The 16772-nt window shown below is 51.1% G+C and carries 18 protein-coding genes, 1 tRNA gene and 1 other annotated feature; of the genes, 13 read left to right on the top strand and 6 right to left on the bottom strand.

Translation table 11 applies throughout. The features are described 5' to 3' along the window. Nucleotides 1-753, top strand: a 753-nt coding sequence (locus DW949_RS09135; RefSeq protein ID WP_199595829.1) for an S-layer homology domain-containing protein, incomplete at its 5' end; no start/stop codon positions are given. Between the two features lie 84 nt (nucleotides 754-837). Here DW949_RS09135 and DW949_RS09130 read toward each other — a convergent pair. Continuing rightward, nucleotides 838-2151, bottom strand: coding sequence for a metallophosphoesterase family protein (locus DW949_RS09130; RefSeq protein ID WP_118022915.1), 1314 nt, complete (start codon nucleotides 2149-2151; stop codon nucleotides 838-840). Between the two features lie 119 nt (nucleotides 2152-2270). Further along, nucleotides 2271-2509, top strand: a binding site (T-box leader). Nucleotides 2510-2553: 44 nt separating this feature from the next. Between DW949_RS09130 and trpS the strand changes: the two genes are divergently transcribed. The 8 genes from trpS to DW949_RS09090 all read left to right on the top strand — a co-directional run bounded on the left by trpS (nucleotide 2554) and on the right by DW949_RS09090 (nucleotide 9164). After that, a complete protein-coding gene (trpS, locus tag DW949_RS09125) occupies nucleotides 2554-3540 on the top strand; it encodes a tryptophan--tRNA ligase (RefSeq protein ID WP_118022914.1) in 987 nt (328 codons plus the stop codon). Nucleotides 3541-3549: 9 nt separating this feature from the next. Further along, on the top strand, nucleotides 3550-4140 hold the full coding sequence (gene yfbR / locus DW949_RS09120) for a 5'-deoxynucleotidase (RefSeq protein WP_118022913.1): 591 nt from the start codon (nucleotides 3550-3552) through the stop codon (nucleotides 4138-4140). 17 nt (nucleotides 4141-4157) lie between these two features. Then, entirely contained in the window at nucleotides 4158-4931 is a 774-nt protein-coding gene (locus tag DW949_RS09115; protein ID WP_118022912.1) for a TatD family hydrolase, read from the top strand. Nucleotides 4932-5107: 176 nt separating this feature from the next. Continuing rightward, nucleotides 5108-5509 (top strand): hypothetical protein, encoded by a 402-nt coding sequence (locus tag DW949_RS09110; RefSeq protein ID WP_118022911.1) that lies wholly within the window; start codon nucleotides 5108-5110, stop codon nucleotides 5507-5509. 18 nt (nucleotides 5510-5527) lie between these two features. Then, entirely contained in the window at nucleotides 5528-6841 is a 1314-nt protein-coding gene (locus DW949_RS09105; RefSeq protein WP_233539555.1) for a nodulation protein NfeD, read from the top strand. Between the two features lie 11 nt (nucleotides 6842-6852). Beyond that, entirely contained in the window at nucleotides 6853-7908 is a 1056-nt protein-coding gene (gene floA / locus DW949_RS09100) for a flotillin-like protein FloA (RefSeq protein ID WP_233539554.1), read from the top strand. A gap of 8 nt (nucleotides 7909-7916) precedes the next feature. Continuing rightward, nucleotides 7917-8378: a hypothetical protein gene (locus DW949_RS09095; RefSeq protein ID WP_118022910.1), complete on the top strand. Its 462-nt coding sequence runs from the start codon at nucleotides 7917-7919 to the stop codon at nucleotides 8376-8378. Between the two features lie 54 nt (nucleotides 8379-8432). Next, nucleotides 8433-9164 (top strand): alpha/beta fold hydrolase, encoded by a 732-nt coding sequence (locus DW949_RS09090; protein ID WP_118022909.1) that lies wholly within the window; start codon nucleotides 8433-8435, stop codon nucleotides 9162-9164. Between the two features lie 104 nt (nucleotides 9165-9268). Here the strand turns inward: DW949_RS09090 and DW949_RS09085 are convergent, their stop codons facing one another. Next, nucleotides 9269-10237 carry an exonuclease domain-containing protein gene (locus tag DW949_RS09085; RefSeq protein WP_233539553.1) on the bottom strand — a complete coding sequence of 323 codons (969 nt, stop codon included), beginning with the start codon at nucleotides 10235-10237 and terminating at the stop codon, nucleotides 9269-9271. Between the two features lie 5 nt (nucleotides 10238-10242). Next, nucleotides 10243-10725: a hypothetical protein gene (locus DW949_RS09080; RefSeq protein WP_118022908.1), complete on the bottom strand. Its 483-nt coding sequence runs from the start codon at nucleotides 10723-10725 to the stop codon at nucleotides 10243-10245. Between the two features lie 155 nt (nucleotides 10726-10880). On the opposite strand from DW949_RS09080, the gene DW949_RS09075 reads away from it, so the two are divergent. Beyond that, complete coding sequence (locus DW949_RS09075) at nucleotides 10881-11483, top strand: hypothetical protein (protein WP_118022907.1); 603 nt, start codon at nucleotides 10881-10883, stop codon at nucleotides 11481-11483. Nucleotides 11484-11531: 48 nt separating this feature from the next. Further along, nucleotides 11532-12023 carry a molybdenum cofactor biosynthesis protein B gene (locus DW949_RS09070; RefSeq protein ID WP_233539552.1) on the top strand — a complete coding sequence of 164 codons (492 nt, stop codon included), beginning with the start codon at nucleotides 11532-11534 and terminating at the stop codon, nucleotides 12021-12023. 184 nt (nucleotides 12024-12207) lie between these two features. On the opposite strand, the gene DW949_RS09065 is transcribed toward DW949_RS09070, so the two are convergent. The 3 genes from DW949_RS09065 to rarD form a co-directional block, all read right to left on the bottom strand. Beyond that, a tRNA-Ile gene (locus DW949_RS09065) sits at nucleotides 12208-12282 on the bottom strand. 133 nt (nucleotides 12283-12415) lie between these two features. Beyond that, nucleotides 12416-13582, bottom strand: a complete 1167-nt coding sequence (locus DW949_RS09060; protein ID WP_233539551.1) for an iron-containing alcohol dehydrogenase — start codon at nucleotides 13580-13582, stop codon at nucleotides 12416-12418. 127 nt (nucleotides 13583-13709) lie between these two features. Continuing rightward, the gene (gene rarD / locus DW949_RS09055; RefSeq protein ID WP_118022906.1) at nucleotides 13710-14642 is read right to left on the bottom strand and encodes an EamA family transporter RarD; all 933 of its coding nucleotides are present in this window, start codon (nucleotides 14640-14642) and stop codon (nucleotides 13710-13712) included. A 226-nt stretch (nucleotides 14643-14868) separates the two neighbouring features. Here rarD and DW949_RS09050 point away from each other — a divergent pair, with 226 nt between their 5' ends. Together DW949_RS09050 and DW949_RS09045 are read left to right on the top strand one after the other, a co-directional pair. Next, nucleotides 14869-15243 carry a YraN family protein gene (locus DW949_RS09050; protein WP_118022905.1) on the top strand — a complete coding sequence of 125 codons (375 nt, stop codon included), beginning with the start codon at nucleotides 14869-14871 and terminating at the stop codon, nucleotides 15241-15243. Between the two features lie 7 nt (nucleotides 15244-15250). Next, a complete protein-coding gene (locus DW949_RS09045) occupies nucleotides 15251-16768 on the top strand; it encodes a YifB family Mg chelatase-like AAA ATPase (protein WP_118022904.1) in 1518 nt (505 codons plus the stop codon). Nucleotides 16769-16772 lie beyond the last annotated feature (4 nt).

Here is a 16772-nt window from a genome sequence, read left to right as displayed (position 1 = left end):
GCCGTCAATGGCAGTCAGTTGTACGCCGCAGGCCAGGCCATTTCCAATCTGGGCGGAGCCGTGAATAAGCTGGGAACCCGCGTAGACCGCGTCGGTGCCGGTTCGGCGGCTTTGGCAGCCCTCCATCCGCTGGACTTCGACCCGGACGACAAGTGGGACTTTGCTGCAGGATATGGCCATTACCGGGGAGCCAATGCGGCAGCTGTCGGTGCGTATTACCGTCCCAATGAAGACACCATGTTCAGCATCGGCGGCTCCTTCGGCGGCGGAGAAAATATGTTCAATGCCGGCGTCAGCATCAAACTGGGACAGGGCAATCACATATCGACATCCCGCGTCGCCATGGCGAAGGAAATGGAAGCTATGCGCCGTCATATGGCCGAACAGGATGCCCTTATTGCCAAATTAGAAAGCATGCACGGCATGGCAGAAGGGCCGGAAAAGAGTGTCCTATTCCCCGATGTGGCAGAAAACCACTGGGCTTACCAGTACGTGACGGCTCTGGCCAAGAAAGGCCTTCTGGAAGGCTACCCTGATGGAGAATTCAAAGGGGACCGCATGATGACCCGCTATGAATTTGCAGCCATCGTATACCGCATTGTCGAAAGCGGTGCAGGAAGCATGGATCCGGAATTGAGTAAACTGGTCAAAGAATTTTCACCAGAACTCCAGTACATCCGGATTGACACGATTCATCGTGACGATAACGGACAGCCGACGGTACAGCGTGTCCGCGTCAAAGACAGAAAATAGAACGTACGTAAATAAACGGAGCAGTCTGACAGACTCATCTGGGTCTGTCGGACTGCTCCGTTTTATCTTTATCTATAGTACTTGTTATTTTTCTACAGCCGTGCGTTCCAGCAGTGTGCCGTCGGGCAGGAAACTCTGGAATGTCAGTTGATTTTCTGTAGCTTCCATGGTCATATAATTATCTGTTTCCGGCTGAGGGGCCACGTATTCATCCAGGCTGTGCTGTTTCCAGAGGCCGGGATACTGGACATTGCCGGCCACGCCGGTGATGATATAGAGGGGGCCCGACGGATCGCGCTGGAAATTCCGGATATGTCCCCGGTCGCGGTAGGTGTGCAGATGGGCAGACAGGACGACGTCTACGCCTGCTTCATCGAATAGGGGCATCCAGAATGTGCCTTCTGGAGAAAATCCTTCTTCCCGTGGCTGGGGCCGGTTGGCAAAGCCATACTGCAGCGGATCCTTGTGCATGAGGACGACTTTCCATTTTTTGGTCGTCTTTGCCATATCCTGCCGGAACCAGGCTGCCTGTTCTTCGTTGAGCCGGGGCTGCCAGTCGGCCAGTTCTGACGCCTGCGTATTGAGGACGACAAAATGAACATCGCCGTAATCAAAGGAATAGAATTGGTTCTGATACGATCCGGGAACACCGCCGGGCAGGGAGAAGAGATGGAGGTATGCTTCGGGCATCCGCACCTTCCAGTCGCGGTTGTACGTTTCGTGATTCCCCATGAGCGGGGCCACGGGGATGCGGCGGATCATGGGGCCGACGACATCGAACCAGGCATTCCACTGATAGTGGTCCTGCCCGTTATCCACGAGATCGCCCATATTGATGAAAAACTGTGCATCGCTGTTGCGCTGCCAGGCCGGCTGGACCGTAGCAGCCCAGACGCTGTAGTCACTCGATTGGGAATCTGGGAAAATGAGGGCTTTGAAATCATTTCCCCGGGCGGTCTGGAATTCCTGCCATTCTGTCCGTTTTTCCCCGTAGCCAACGCGATATTCATATGTTGTTCCCGGTGTGAGGTCCTGCAGCAATGCGCTGTGGATATAGGTCGTCGTATCATCGTCCGTAAAGGCTTCATTCGTCGCCTGCTGCTGGAATACATCGCCATCAGAGCCTTTTATGCGGTATTCGACCAGGGCCGGTTCTTCTGAGAAATCAGACTGCCACATAATAGTGCGGCTCGTCGTGCTGTCCCGGGTGATGACCTGTCGTACATTGGATGCATCGACATCGCTGGTCAGATCGTAATGGGCTGCGGCCGCTTTAGTGACCTGTATGCCCTGACGGGCGACGGCTTTGGAACCGGGAATGAAAAAATAAGCTCCTATGAGAGCGGCTGCCACCAGTGGAAGGGCAGTCAGTATGATTTTTTTTCGTGTCAATTTCATGTAAATTCCTCCTGTGATGGCTTATTTTAGCACATGGAGTAAGGTTTAAGTCAAGGCTTTTTTTGTAAGATCGTCCTTGACAGGGCCTGTATTCGGGGCTACAATACCAATATATATAAAGAAACCCGATGAGCGGGAGCAAGTAGTTCTTTTACACCCCTTTCAGCGAGCCGGTGATGGTGTAAGTCCGGCAGGAGGAGAAAGAAGGAATGGGCCCGGGAGGGGCCGTCAGAAGTCAGTATGACGGGCCGGAACTTTCACCGTTACCATGAAAGAGTGCATTATGATGTGCATGTAAGAGCCGGGCTTTATGCCAACCAGGGTGGTACCGCGGAAACACTTTCCTTTCGTCCCTATAATAAGGGATGGAAGGTTTTTTTATTGGCAGGAGGAGAAAACATTATGTCTATTATCTTTTCAGGTATTCAGCCGAGTGGCAATCTTACATTAGGAAATTATCTTGGCGCACTGCGTAATTTTACGAAATTGCAGGATGCCAATGAATGTTATTACTGCATTGTCAACCAGCATGCTATTACGGTGCCACAGGATCCGCAGCTTCTCCATGAACGGACCCGTCAGCTGGCAGCTATTTATATCGCTGCCGGCCTGGACCCGCAGAAAGCGACACTGTTCGTACAGTCGGAAGTACCGGAACACGTACAGCTCGGCTGGATCATGATTACGTCTTCCTATGTAGGCGAACTGGAACGGATGACCCAGTACAAGGACAAAGCTTCCAAGCGGGGCGATTCCATCCCGGCCGGCCTTTTGACCTATCCGCCCCTGATGGCGGCAGATATCCTTCTGTATCAGGCCGACTATGTTCCCGTCGGTGATGACCAGAAACAGCATATGGAAATCACCCGCGATCTGGCACAGCGGTTCAACCGGTTGTATGGGGAAGTATTTAAACTGCCTCAGATCCTGCTCGGCCATGACGGTACCCGGGTTATGAGCCTGCAGGAACCGACGAAAAAAATGAGTAAGTCCGATTCCAATACGACGGCTACCATTTATCTTCTCGATGATCCCAAGGATATTGAAAAGAAAATTAAACGGGCCCAGACGGACAGCCTGAATACTGTACGGTATGATACGGATTGCCAGCCCGGCATTTCCAACCTGATTGAAATCCTCTCGGCTGTGACTGACCAGAGCCATGAAGATATTGAAAAAGCCTACGAAGGCAAAGGCTACGGGGCCTTCAAGAAAGATGTGGCTGATGCGGTCATTTCCGTATTGGAACCGATCCAGCAGCGCTATCAGCAGCTTGTCGGCGATCCCGAGCTGGATACTATCCTCGACGAAGGCGCCAAGAAAGCCCATGCCAAGGCCAATGTTACCTACGTCAAAGCCTGCCGGGCTATGGGGCTGTATCGCAAATAAGGAGTTCATATGAGTCATTTCTTTGCCATCTTATCGCGCATGAAATTTATCCGCCGCTGGAGCCTGATGCGCAATACCATCGAAGAAAACGTGCAGGAGCATACGCTGCAGACGGCGATGATTGCCTATCATCTCTGCCTGCTGCACAATAGATACTACGCGGATGGCGGCACGGTGGATGCCGGCCGGGCTGTCCTGCTGGCGTTGTATCACGATGCCAGTGAAGTCTTTACCGGTGACATGCCGACACCGGTCAAGTATTTCAGTCCGGTCATGCGCAGGACCTACGGCGAAGTAGAAGAGCTGGCACAGAAACGGCTGGTAGAAACGCTGCCGGAAGATTTGCAGCCGGACTATGAACCGCTGATCTGCCATGCTGAGGAAGATCCTGTATGGCCCTTTGTCAAGGCGGCTGATACGCTGAGTGCGTATTTGAAATGCCTGCAGGAAAAACATGCCGGCAACAGCGAATTTAACGAAGCCTATGAAACAATTGGAACCCGGCTGCAGAATCTGGGAATGCCGGAAGTACAGCATTTTCTCCGCGACTATGCGCCGAGCTTTCTGTTGTCTCTTGATGATATGAATACAGAATCCTGACCAGCGTGAGGTGTGATATGGATATTACCTATTATGATATTGGTCTCAATCTGTTTACCCGTTCTTTTCCCCGGCCGGAACGCATCCTCGCTGATGCGGCAGCCGATGGCATCTGCTGTATCCTCACCGGGTCAGAAGACCGGGAAAACCGCAAAGTCGATGCGTTTGTCAAAGATCACGATGCCTATGGGACGGCAGGCATCCATCCTCATGCGGCAGATGAAGCCAGGAAAGAGGATATAGAGGAAATCCGGCGCATCGTAACGACTAATCCCAGAGTAGTCGCCGTAGGGGAAACGGGGCTTGATTACGACCGCATGTATTCGACGAAAGAAAACCAGCTCCATTATTTCAAGGAGCTCATTGCTCTGGCGGAAGAGCTGGATAAACCCATGTTTCTTCATGAACGGGATGCTGCCGATGATTTCATTTCCTGTTTCACCGGCCATGAAGACATATGCTCCCGGTCCGTCGTCCACTGTTATACCGGTGACAAAAAGACGCTGGAGACGCTGCTCAGTATGGGATTTTATATTGGCATTACCGGATGGATCTGCGATGAACGGCGTGCCGATGACCTGCGCGATGCCGTGTCAGTTCTTCCCCTTGACAGAGTGCTGCTGGAGACAGATGCGCCGTATCTGACACCGCGGGGATTTCATCTGCCCCGGACCAATGTCCCCAATAATATTGTCTATGTGGCGCAGACACTGGCGTCCTATATGCATGTGCCGGTCCAGGAACTGATGGCACATGCCAAGAAAAATACAGAAACGTTGTTCCGTTTATGACGGAAATGCCGGAGAAGGTTGATAACAGAATCCCAATCGTCTGTTACAGCCTTCTTTTTGTGGTATTTTTTCTGTAGTTGCAGGATTTTGGGAAAATGTATAGAATTGTATAAGGAAGTACTTGCACAGGCAAGGACTTCTTTACCATAAAACATCCTTGTTGGGAGGTAATTGGAATGACACTTGGCTTATTCTGGTCCCGCTATGAACTGGAACTTCATGAGAAGAACCTGCGCGAGATCGATGCCAAATATACGTATTTAATCCATTACGAAATGTGGAACTGGCTGATTGCCAAGATTCCTGAAAAGGTGCAGGTACAGATCCTGCGCGGACACAATCACGGCGAAGGTTCCTGGTCCTGCCGGCAGTGGGTGGAGCATATGCTGGAATGGCTGAAAGAAAACAAGCCTGCCGATGTGTATAATGCCGTTCTCGATAAAATCGAAATTGTCCGCTCCCAGCCGGTGGAAGAAGCCGAACGTCATGTGGCGCGTACCTTGTCCGATGCCGAGCTGGCAGAGATGCAGGCTGCCGGGTATTTCAAGTCCGTTCCACCCAGAACCACGAATGAGTAAGTTAGTGGAGGTGAACTCATGAAGTTTGCTGTAGCCATGCGTTTTTTTGTCTGTGTCGTATGTTTTTGTCTGGCAGCTGCAGTGACAGGGCCTGCTGTATGGGCCCAGGAAAAAGAATCGGCCCGGGTCATTTCCATTTCCGGAGAAATCGATGGCAGCCAGGTAGCACTGGTGCAGCGCGGTATCAGCCAGGCTGAAGAAAACGGGGATAAGGCTATCGTCGTGCGCATCAATACCCAAGGTGGCCGTGTGGACAGCGCACTGCGCATCCGTGATCTTTTGCAGGAAACGTCTATTCCTACGATTGCCCTGGTTACATCACGTGCCTGGTCGGCGGGAGCGCTGATTGCCATTGCCTGCCGCCATATTGTCATGGCACCGGGCAGCAGCATAGGGGCGGCTGAGCCCATACCGGCAACGGAAAAGAATATTGCAGCCCTGAAATCGGAATTCAGTACGACTGCCGCTAATAACGGCCACAATCCCCGCATCGCCGAGGCGATGGTCGATAAAAAAGACGGCCTGCCCGGATATGCCGATGCCGGTGAAATCCTTGCGCTTACGGACGTGCAGGCCCGGGAGCTGAACCTGTCGGAAGGAACGGCTGATACGGCAGAAGAAGCCCTGCATTTGTTCAGTATGGATGATGCAGCGGTGTATTATGAAGATAAAGGCTGGAAGGATGACGTGCTGGGGCTGCTCCAGAATGAATACGTCCGCATGCTTTTTGTCGGCCTTATCCTGGCGGCAGTCCTCATCGAAATCAAAACGGCCGGCATCGGCGTCGGGCTGGTGACAGCATGCCTGCTGGGCGGCGTCATGCTCATATCTGGTGATGGCACACTGGCTGATGATCTGAAAGTCATCGGAGCGTTTATAGGCGGTCTGGTCCTCATTGCCCTGGAACTGGTCACACCGGGAATCGGTATCTTTGGCGTAGCCGGTATCCTCCTTTTGTTTGGCAGTCTGTTCTGGATGCTGGGAGCAACCGTACAGGCAGTGTATATTCTGGCTGGCGGCATCGTCATTGCTGTCATCCTGTTTTATATCCTGGGCAGGCATCTGCCGAAAAGCCGGCTGTTTGCCAGAGTAGCCCTGACCACGCGGTCTACGAAAGAAAAAGGGTATACATCCCAGGAAGATAAGAGCAAGTATCTGTTTCAGCGCGGTACGACGATTACCATCCTGCGCCCGGCCGGTACCATCCGTATTGGCAAAGAACGGGTCGATGCCGTTTCAAGCGGAGCGTTTATAGACCGGGATGTAGCCGTGCGCGTTATTAAAGTCGAAGGTGGCCGGGTCGTCGTCGAACCGGTGCCGTCGAATCCATAAGGAGGCAGTCTATGTCTATATCTATGTTATCTCTTCTGGCAGCGCCGCTGTTCATTATTATCGCTGCGATCATTGTTATTTCCCTGTTTCTCCATTTCGTACCACTGGGACTGTGGATTTCGGCGATGGCAGCCGGCGTTTCCGTGGGCATTGTCAATCTCATTGGCATGCGTCTGCGCCGCGTCGTTCCGTCCAAGATTATCCTGCCTCTGGTCAAAGCGAATAAGGCCGGTCTCGATGTCAATGTCAATCAGCTGGAAGCTCATTATCTGGCCGGCGGTGATGTAGACCGCGTTGTCGATGCCTTGATTGCTGCTCACAGGGCGACCATGTCCCTGACCTTTGAACGGGCCTGCGCTATCGATCTGGCCGGCCGGGATGTTCTGGAAGCCGTACAGATGAGTGTCAATCCGAAGGTCATTGAAACGCCGTTTATTTCCGCAGTGGCCCAGAATGGCATCGAACTCAAAGTACGGGCCCGGGTCACGGTGCGGGCTAATATAGACCGTCTCGTCGGCGGTGCCGGTGAAGCGACGGTCATCGCCCGTGTCGGGGAAGGTATCGTTACCAGTGTCGGTTCGGCAGCGGATCATTCACAGGTTTTGGAAAACCCCGATGAAATCAGTAAGACTGTCCTCAGTAAAGGCCTGGATGCGGGAACGGCGTTTGAAATCCTGTCCATTGATATTGCCGATGTCGATGTAGGCCGTAACATCGGTGCCCGTCTGCAGACCGATCAGGCTGAAGCCGATAAACAGATTGCCCAGGCAAAAGCCGAAGAACGGCGGGCCATGGCCGTGGCAAAAGAACAGGAAATGCAGGCCTATACGCAGGAAATGCAGGCTAAGGTCGTAGAAGCCCAGGCCGAAGTACCACTGGCCATTGCCCAGGCATTCCGCGAAGGGAATCTGGGCGTCATGGATTATTACACGATGCGCAACGTCATGGCTGATACCAAGATGCGCGATGCCGTAGCGAAGGCGGGCATACCGAAAGCCAAGGCACAGCCATCTGCCGTACCGGGACAGACCGGATCCGCGTCTCCGGAACCGCCGGCCGATAAGTAGGTGATGGTATGGAATATATTATCGGCGTGATACTGCTCATGCTGTTATTTGCTCTGCCCGATGCGTTGCGTCACAAAAGGCGCTATCCGCACCGGGGAAAACGCCGCAGCAGCCCTATGGATACGACGAAACCAGGGCAGCGTACGAAGCAGGGACCAGCTCCTAAGAGAGCACCGCAGCAGGGACAGGCCAAAAGACGGGTACCAGAAAAACCGCGTACGGCCAGACCGGCCAAGGGGGCTCCTGTGCCGGAGGATACAGGACGGGCCGGGCAGGTTTCCCGCCCGGCAGCTGCTGCAATCGGGACGGTGCCGGAACCGGCATCCGTTCCCACTGCTCCTGCCGTCGTATATTCGTATATCCAGCCTCCGGCCTGGAGCGGGCTTTCCGGCGAGGCACGCGATATCTATGCAGGACTCGTCTGGTCCGAACTACTGCAAAAACCTGTTTCCCTGCGGGATAGAAAATAACGATACGGCCACCGGCAGATTGCTGGCGGCCGTGTTTCCATTGAGGTAAACCATATGATTACAGAAGAAAAAATATATATTGGGGATATTCCCTGTCTGAAAATCTCGTGTCATGAAGACGTGAAAGGCATGGTTATTTTTTATCATGGTTGGACATCGACAAAAGAACTGCAATCTCTGCGCGGCCATATTCTGGCGGCGTACGGCTATGATGTCCTGATTCCCGAAGCTGTCCATCATGGAGAACGGGGAATCATCGATTATGAAGACAATCCGGATGCGTATCTGAAATTCTGGCAGACTATATTCCAGAATCTTTGTGAAGCACCGCAGGTCATCGCCTATGCCAGAACATGGCACGACGATGTGCCGCTGACCGTCATGGGTCATTCCATGGGCGGTTTTACGGCTCTGGGAGTCCTGACGTGGAACCGGGACGTACAGGCAGCCGTAGCCATGAATGGTTCCGGGTGGTGGGATGAATCGGACCGCCGCTTCCGTGCAGGACTGCCGCTGAAACCGATGGATTTCCTGCCCGACCTGCGCCAGGAAATAAGCCGGTGGGACCCGTACACGCATACAGAGAATCTGGAAGGCCGTTCGGTACTGGCTCTGACTGCCGGTAACGACGATACGGTGCATCCCATGGCCCAGTCCTACTATATGGACAAACTGTACACTCTGGCCGGTGTACGAAGCCGTTTTATTACCTATCCGGGACTGAAGCATTTCGTTACGACGAATATGATGGGCGATGCTGTAGACTGGCTTTCCGATGTATTGTAAAAAACGACCTGTTGCATGATGTTCTTCCTATATCATGTAACAGGTCGTTTCGTTTATTCTCTGCAGACTCAGAGTTAAATATGATACCGTTTTTTGCGTGATGATCAGGGAAGGCTTTCTGAAAAATCCAGGCCTTCGTCGGTTGCGTAATACGTCCCTTCTTCTTTGCCCGGTTCGAGATATTTTTTATCCAGCAGTTCTTTCAGCATGTCATCATCGACGGGCCGGGGAGCGAACATGTCTTCCGGGCGCGCTTCTTCCCGTTCTACGACGGCAATGACACTGGCCTGCTGTTCTTCTTTAGACGGCTTGCCGTTGGCGTAGTAAATGCGAGGAAGATACATGGGAAATTCTTTGCAGGATTTATAGAAAAACTGGCCGATGGCCCGGGCTTCACTCAGGCTGTTGTGCATATCCAGGTCGATATTCATTTCATCGCAGGTGGCATCCAGTTTGTTGGAATCGAAGGTATACAGTTTTTTTGCTATTTCCAGCGTATCGATAAAACGAAATTCCGGGGGTTTGATGCCGAATACGGTAAGGGCATGGGTGATGCAGCCAATAACGTAAGGCGCATTATGGCAGACCAGGGTATGATTGATGAAATAATCTTTCATGCCGGCATTCCAGTATTCGCCGAATTCGTCGGCTTTACTCAGAAGATCCCAGGTTACATCGGGATTTTTTAGTTCGCGCAGATCTTTTTCCGGCGGCTGGATATAAAAGTAATGCTGGTCCTTTAATTCTCCTCCGGCAAATTCGGCAAACCCTATGAGACAGATGGAGTAGGGCTGCTGGGAAGCCAGTTCGACCGAGACAGCCGTGAACCGCTGGGGTTTGCGCCGTGTATATTCGACGGGACCGATAGGGTACTTATAATACCCATCGTCCGGTTTGATATCGAATTGATGGAGGTTTTTGATTTTAATATGAGTGCGTTTTTCCACGGCTTCCTTTGCTTTTTGCTTACGGCTGCGCCGGCGGATCGCCATGATCATAGAGTAGAGGACGGCAGCGACAAAAAGAAAGGTGACAATCATACCGCCGTAATGAAGTAACGTGTTCATATCCATGGAGATCAGTTCCTTTCGCTGTTTTTCGCATCTTTCTTTTTATCGAAGGTGTGGTAGAACGTCATATTATAGCAGTTGAAGAACGCATTATCCGCGGCTTTGCCGTTGACCGAATAGCGATCGGTCGTCGCAACTTCCGGATCCGGGTTGATGGTCTGTGCCGACGGGGTACCTTTCAACGTATCGTAGGTCGTCGTAGACAATGTCTGTGTCCGGACTGTCTGGGCGTTGAAATTATAGAAGAAATTATTCTGGTATCCCGTAGCCGTGTTCGTAGAATAATCATAGGTCAGGACCGTGGCCTGAATGACGTAATAGGGAGGGTCATAACGGATGGAATTGATGGAGTTCATGTCAATGTACGATTCGGTCATTTCATCATGACCTACCTGGATATAACGGGGATTGTCATCAAAAAACATGGCTGAAACCATGGTACAGCCACAGGCAGCAGCCACCATAAGGGCAGACGCTATTTTTTTAAACATGTCGATCTTCTCCTTTGAATGTGTAATTCAGATACCATATATTATAGCAGATATTGAATCAGATTAAAGATAAATATACGTAATGGCTGGCAAACAGGAGTTTGCCGATTGAAGTCGAATTATATACTATATAAAGAAAAATTGGGAGTGATATTGTGTTCGTATTATATATTGGTCTGCCTTTTTCCCTTTGGGAAACAAACGTGGCGTTGAGACGGAATGAGGAGAAACAGATTGCTGCCTTTCAACGGGCCGGTCTGCCTCTGGTACCGGTTAATGGTGGTACCGGAAGCCGGCGTATATGCCGTCATTACGGATGGGATGATTCATTTGTTTCTGAAAATGCGCTGCCTGATGAAGAATTCCTGGAAGACCATGTTTTCTGGGAAGATTATATGCTATTGTATATTTCACCGGGAGCGGCCTGTTCTGACGCCATGTATCAGCAGTTTGCAGGTCAGGCGGCCCGGGCAGGCGCAGACAATGGTCTTTTTGTTGCGGCCGATTTGTGCGGCGTGACAGAACCAGTCCCCTGGCAGCACGAGGCGCATATTATCTGGCACAGAGGCGCAGAACCGTTCCCCTGTGAGGGGAATTGCCGGCTGAGCATGGCTTTTGATGGAGCACAGATTCATGTTGTCGGAATGAAAGAAAAAGTATATCATGGTACTATAGCAAGCGAAGAAAAAATGCCTGTTTTTCTCCAATCGCTATTGCACGGCGCGACGCTGGAAGAGGCATTACAAGCAGGAACATGATGCAGCTATAGAAGACAAGTGGATTTTATGAAATGAGGAGGTATTATTTTGACCAAAACAATGACAGAAGAACATCCTTTACGGGCTGCTATACTGACAATCAGCAGCAGCCGGACATTTTCCAATGATACGAATGGGTTAATGATACAGTCCGCTCTTACCCAGGGCGGGCATCAGGTAGTCGATTATCAGATTGTTCGCGACGACCGGGAAGAAATACTGAAACATCTTCACGAATGGGTTTGCAGTGTCGATGTCGTCATTACCAGCGGTGGTACGGGACTGGCAAAACGGGACGTGACTTTGGAAACAGTGGAACCTCTCTTTGACAAACCGATTCCGGGATTTGCCGGACTCATGACCGCCATGGCATACCGCAATGACTATGGTGTACAGTCTCTGGCGTATCGTTCCAGTGCCGGTGTCTGCCGTCAGTGCCTGATATTCTGCCTGCCCGGATTACCGAGACTCATCAAAGTGGGCATGGAAAAAATCATTTTACCAGAAGTGTTCCATCTGTACGAGCAATTGCAAAAGTAACGGGCACAATATGAAAAAAAGTGATGTAACAATAAACCGCCCTCCCTGTATCTCGTACATATGATCAGGGAAGGCGGCTTTTATAAGATATTTTTGCTATCAGCTGACTGATGAAGAAAACTGGTTATACTGGTATATACAAAGTCCCTGTAATCACAGGATTACAGGGACTTTGTATATAAGATGGTGGGCCTACTTGGATTCGAACCAAGGACCAACCGGTTATGAGCCGGGGGCTCTACCGCTGAGCTATAGGCCCGTATAATGAGATTTCACAGGGAAACCTCACCAAAATATTATAATACGACTGACCGCTTTACGTCAAGAAGGAGTTTAGAGAGCATACAATGAAAAAAGAGGAACGCCGGGACGCTCCTCTTTTCTGTACATAATCATTTATACGCTTTCTGATAAATTTCTACGACATCGTCTTCGGATAAGTCGATGCGGTCGCTCTTGAACAGGAACGCCATGGCCGATTTGGCGATGCGGGCCATCTGGGGGAATTCATCCGGCGTGATGCCATAATCGGACATTTTCAGATCGGCTACACCACAGTCTTTCTGCAGCTGCAGCAGAGCTGTGATGAAATCTTTTGGTTCCGTCGCTTCCGTCATACCCAGGGCCTGGGCCAGGCGGACGAAACGGCCATCGCAGACGTGATGTTCGATAAAGTACGTAAAATAGGATTCGCTGAGCATAATCAGGCCGGCCCCATGAGGCAGTTCCTGATGAAAAGCGCTGAGAGAATGTTCCATGGAATGTTCGCTTACGGTAGAGCATACGACCATTTCCAGGCCCCCCAGATAACTGCCAAATGCGACCTTTTCACGGGCTGTCAGATTTTTCCCATCCTTGACGGCAATGGGAAGATACTGGCTGATTGCCTCGATTGCGGTAAGGGCAATCATTTCACTCATGAGGCTGGATTTATTGGCAATATATCCTTCAATGTTGTGGAACAGGGCATCGAATCCCTGATAGGCTGTAAAACGGGGTGGTACGGATGCCATGAGTTCCGGGTCGATAATAGCGAGCTGCGGGAAAAGCTGGGGTCCTTTGATAGGCGTTTTTTCTTTCGTTTCCTGATTGGTAATGACGCCGCCCATGTCAGTTTCCGATCCCGTACCGGCTGTTGTCGTAATGGCGATGATGGGAAGCGGTGTTTTTTCGATAGGCATTCCCTTGCCGGTACCGTTGGTAATATAGTCCCAGACGTCGCCGCCATTTGCAGCTACGACAGCGATGCCTTTTGATGCGTCGATGACGCTGCCACCACCGAGGGCGACGAGAAAATCGGCACCGGAGGCTGCAGCCATCTGCCCGCCTGCCGTTACGGTCTGGCGCAGTGGGTTGGCTTCAATTTTGTCATAGAGGACGGTTTCTATACCGGCCTGGTGGAGCTGTTCTTCCGTGCGGGCCAGATAACCATTGACCTTTACGGATTTGCCGTTGGATACGACAATCATGGCTTTTTTGCCGGGCATAGGCTGTGCATGGAGTTCATTGAGCTGGCCGCAGCCAAAGAGAACACGCGTAGGTACATGCAGATTAAACATAATATCACCCTCGATAGATAATGTAGTATTTTTTTGTCCCTCTCCAGGGAGGATTGCTTACCATTCTAGTATTTAGTATATCATAAAACAAAGAATTCTGATATGAGAAGGTGGGATGGCAATTGTATTATTTATGTATACTCTGCGTATGAGGACGGGAATCGTGCATTCCGTTCCGGTTCTGTATCTGCTTCATCGCCCGGTATATCCCGGTGATGTAGATGGCGACAGCTATCCAGGCGAATATGAAAGCGACCAGCATGGGACGGGTCATGACTTCACCACTCAGCAGGCCGATTACCAGGGTGATACTGGGCGAACAGTACATGAGGATGCCCGAAACCGTAATGGGCACGCCCTTGACACCGGCCGTAAAAAGCATCATAGGAATGGCCGTCACGATACCTGTAGCCGGCAGCAGGAGCCATTGCAGACCGTGAAATGTCCCGACTGCGCCGGCACCGTGAAATTCACTGAACCCAATAAATAACAGGGACAGGGGTACCATGGAAAAGGATTCAATAAAGACGGAAACCTGGCTGTCGAGGACGATTTTTTTCTTCAGGAGACTGTATGATGCCCAGGACAGGCAGATGATGAATGAAAGATAGGGAATCTGCCCATACAGGCAGAATGCCAGCACCAGCCCGGAAGCAGCCAGGAACATGGACAATTTCTGCATCAGACTGATGGTTTCATGAAAGATAAGGCCACCAAAAAATATGACGACAATGGGATTGATGAAATAGGCCAGACTGGCCTGGAGGATAAAGCCGCGGGTCATGGCATAGATAAATGCGCCCCAGTTGAGTGTAACGAGCAGACAGGCTCCGCCTATATAGGGCCATTGCTGTCGCTGATGGCAAAGACCTGTCAGACTGGGCAGCAGGTGTTTCTGCATAATCAGGATAAAACAGAAAACGGAAGACCAGACGATACGCGATGCCAGCGTATACAACGGGGACAAGTCGCGCAGCAGAATCCAGAATGCCGGCAGGACGCCCCAGATGACCTGACTGAGCATGAAGTATATGTAGTACACGTTGATGCCTTTTATCATGGGATAAGACTCCTTTTTTTCAGATATGAGACATTGTATCACAGATACATATACTTATGCAGAGGGAAGAGCATAAATAATAAAAAAAGCAACAATAATGGTGAAATTCTAATCTGCTTTTAATAAAGCCATTTTTTTCTAATCTGCAACTCATCGTATTTTCATATGACGTTAATCTTTCTTTGCTATCCTATAACTAACTGATGGATAAAGGAGATATATCATTATGAGTGATCCGGAAAAAGAACTGGGAAAGGCAGGAGAAGCACAGGCGGCTCTTTACCTGCGGCGCCGGTGCGGATATCGTATTCTGGAACGGAATTACCGGACGCGGCTGGGAGAAATCGATATCATTGCCCGTGATCGCGATACGATTGTGTTTGTCGAAGTGAAGACGAGACGTTCGTTGTATTATGGATATCCGGCAGAAGCCGTAGCACAGCACAAGCAGTTTAAATTAAAAATAACGGCCCAGTCCTATATGGCACGGTATCAGCTATGGGACGTGCCATGCCGGTTTGATGTCATCGAAGTCATGCCAGGGCCCGGAGGGACGCTGCGGCTGCATCATATCCGGCATGCGTTCTGGCCGGGGATGTGAGGAGTATATGTTTGCAAGTGTATATGGAGCGACGACGCTGGGACTGGTAGGCAATATTATTACCGTAGAAACGGACATTGCCAACGGACTTCCCGGATTTGAAATCGTCGGGATGGCAGCGACGTCTGTCAAGGAATCGAAAGAGCGGGTCCGCTCGGCTATGAAGAACAGCGGATATGAATTTCCCATGCGGCGGATTACCATGAATCTGGCACCGGCAGAACTGAAAAAAGACAGTACTGGTCTGGACGTAGCCATAGCCGTCGGAATCATGGTATCCAGCGGGCAGATACGGGCAGAGAAGACAGCAGGATGCCTGTTTATCGGCGAACTATCCCTCGATGGGCATATCCGGCCGGTAAAAGGGCTGCTCTCTATGATTTTAAAAGGAGCTTCCGCGGGATTCCATACCGTATTTATCAGCGAGGAAAATGCGGCAGAAGCCCTGTTATGTAATAAACTGACTGTTTATGCCGTTCACACACTGCGGGAGGTAATACAGCATCTGAACGATATAAAACGGCTGGAAGAAGCCGTCCCACCACAGGACCAGCAGGAAATAAGGCCGGTCTATACGATAGACTTTTCGGAAGTACAGGGGCAGTTCCTGGCCAAGAGGGCTTTGGAAATTGCTGCTGCCGGCGGACACAACGTACTTATGATCGGTCCGCCAGGCGCCGGTAAGACTATGCTGGCTAAACGGCTGCCGACCATACTGCCTCCCATGAATACAGAAGAGTCGCTGGAGGTAACGAAAATTTACTCCGTAGCCGGACTGTTTCATCAGGACCGCATGATTACCGAGCGGCCTTTCCGCAGTCCTCATCATACAATTTCTGTCAATGGCCTTATCGGAGGCGGCACGATTCCGCGGCCGGGAGAAGTGACGCTGGCCCATAACGGCGTCCTTTTTCTCGATGAACTGCCGGAATTTCCCCGTTCCGTACTGGAAGTCATGCGCCAGCCACTGGAAGACGGCGTCGTACATATTGCCCGCGTTCACGCTTCACTGACGTACCCGGCACAATATATGCTTGTAGCTGCCATGAATCCCTGCCCCTGTGGCAATTACGGGTCCGATCAGCTTTGTACCTGTACGCCGGGAGAAATCCGGCGGTACGTACGGAAGATTTCCGGCCCCTTGCTGGACCGTATTGATCTTCATGTCCGTGTCGAACGGCCCTTGTACCGTGAGCTTGTTTCCGACAAGGCACAGGAAGGGTCTGCTGTTATCCGGAGCCGTGTCATTGCAGCCCGGAAACGGCAGATAGAACGGCTACGGCCTTTTGGTATGTTCTGCAATGCCCATATGGGACACAGGGCTATCCGGGAAACGTGTATCGTGACAAAAGAGGCACGGAAGCTCCTGCAGGAAGTGTTTGATAAGTTCAAACTCAGTGCTCGCAGTTACGACCGGATCATCAAAGTATCCCGTACCATAGCTGACCTGCAAGGAGCAGACGAAATCGGTCAGGAGCATGTAGCCGAAGCGCTGAGTTACAGAAATAAACTGCAAAGGATGTGAATAC

Origin of the sequence: Megasphaera sp. AM44-1BH, assembly GCF_003467125.1 — a bacterium.
Taxonomy (GTDB): Bacteria; Bacillota; Negativicutes; order Veillonellales; family Megasphaeraceae; genus Megasphaera.
The sequence above is the reverse complement of the archived record's forward strand: the minus strand, read 5'-3'. Positions and strand labels throughout refer to the sequence as shown.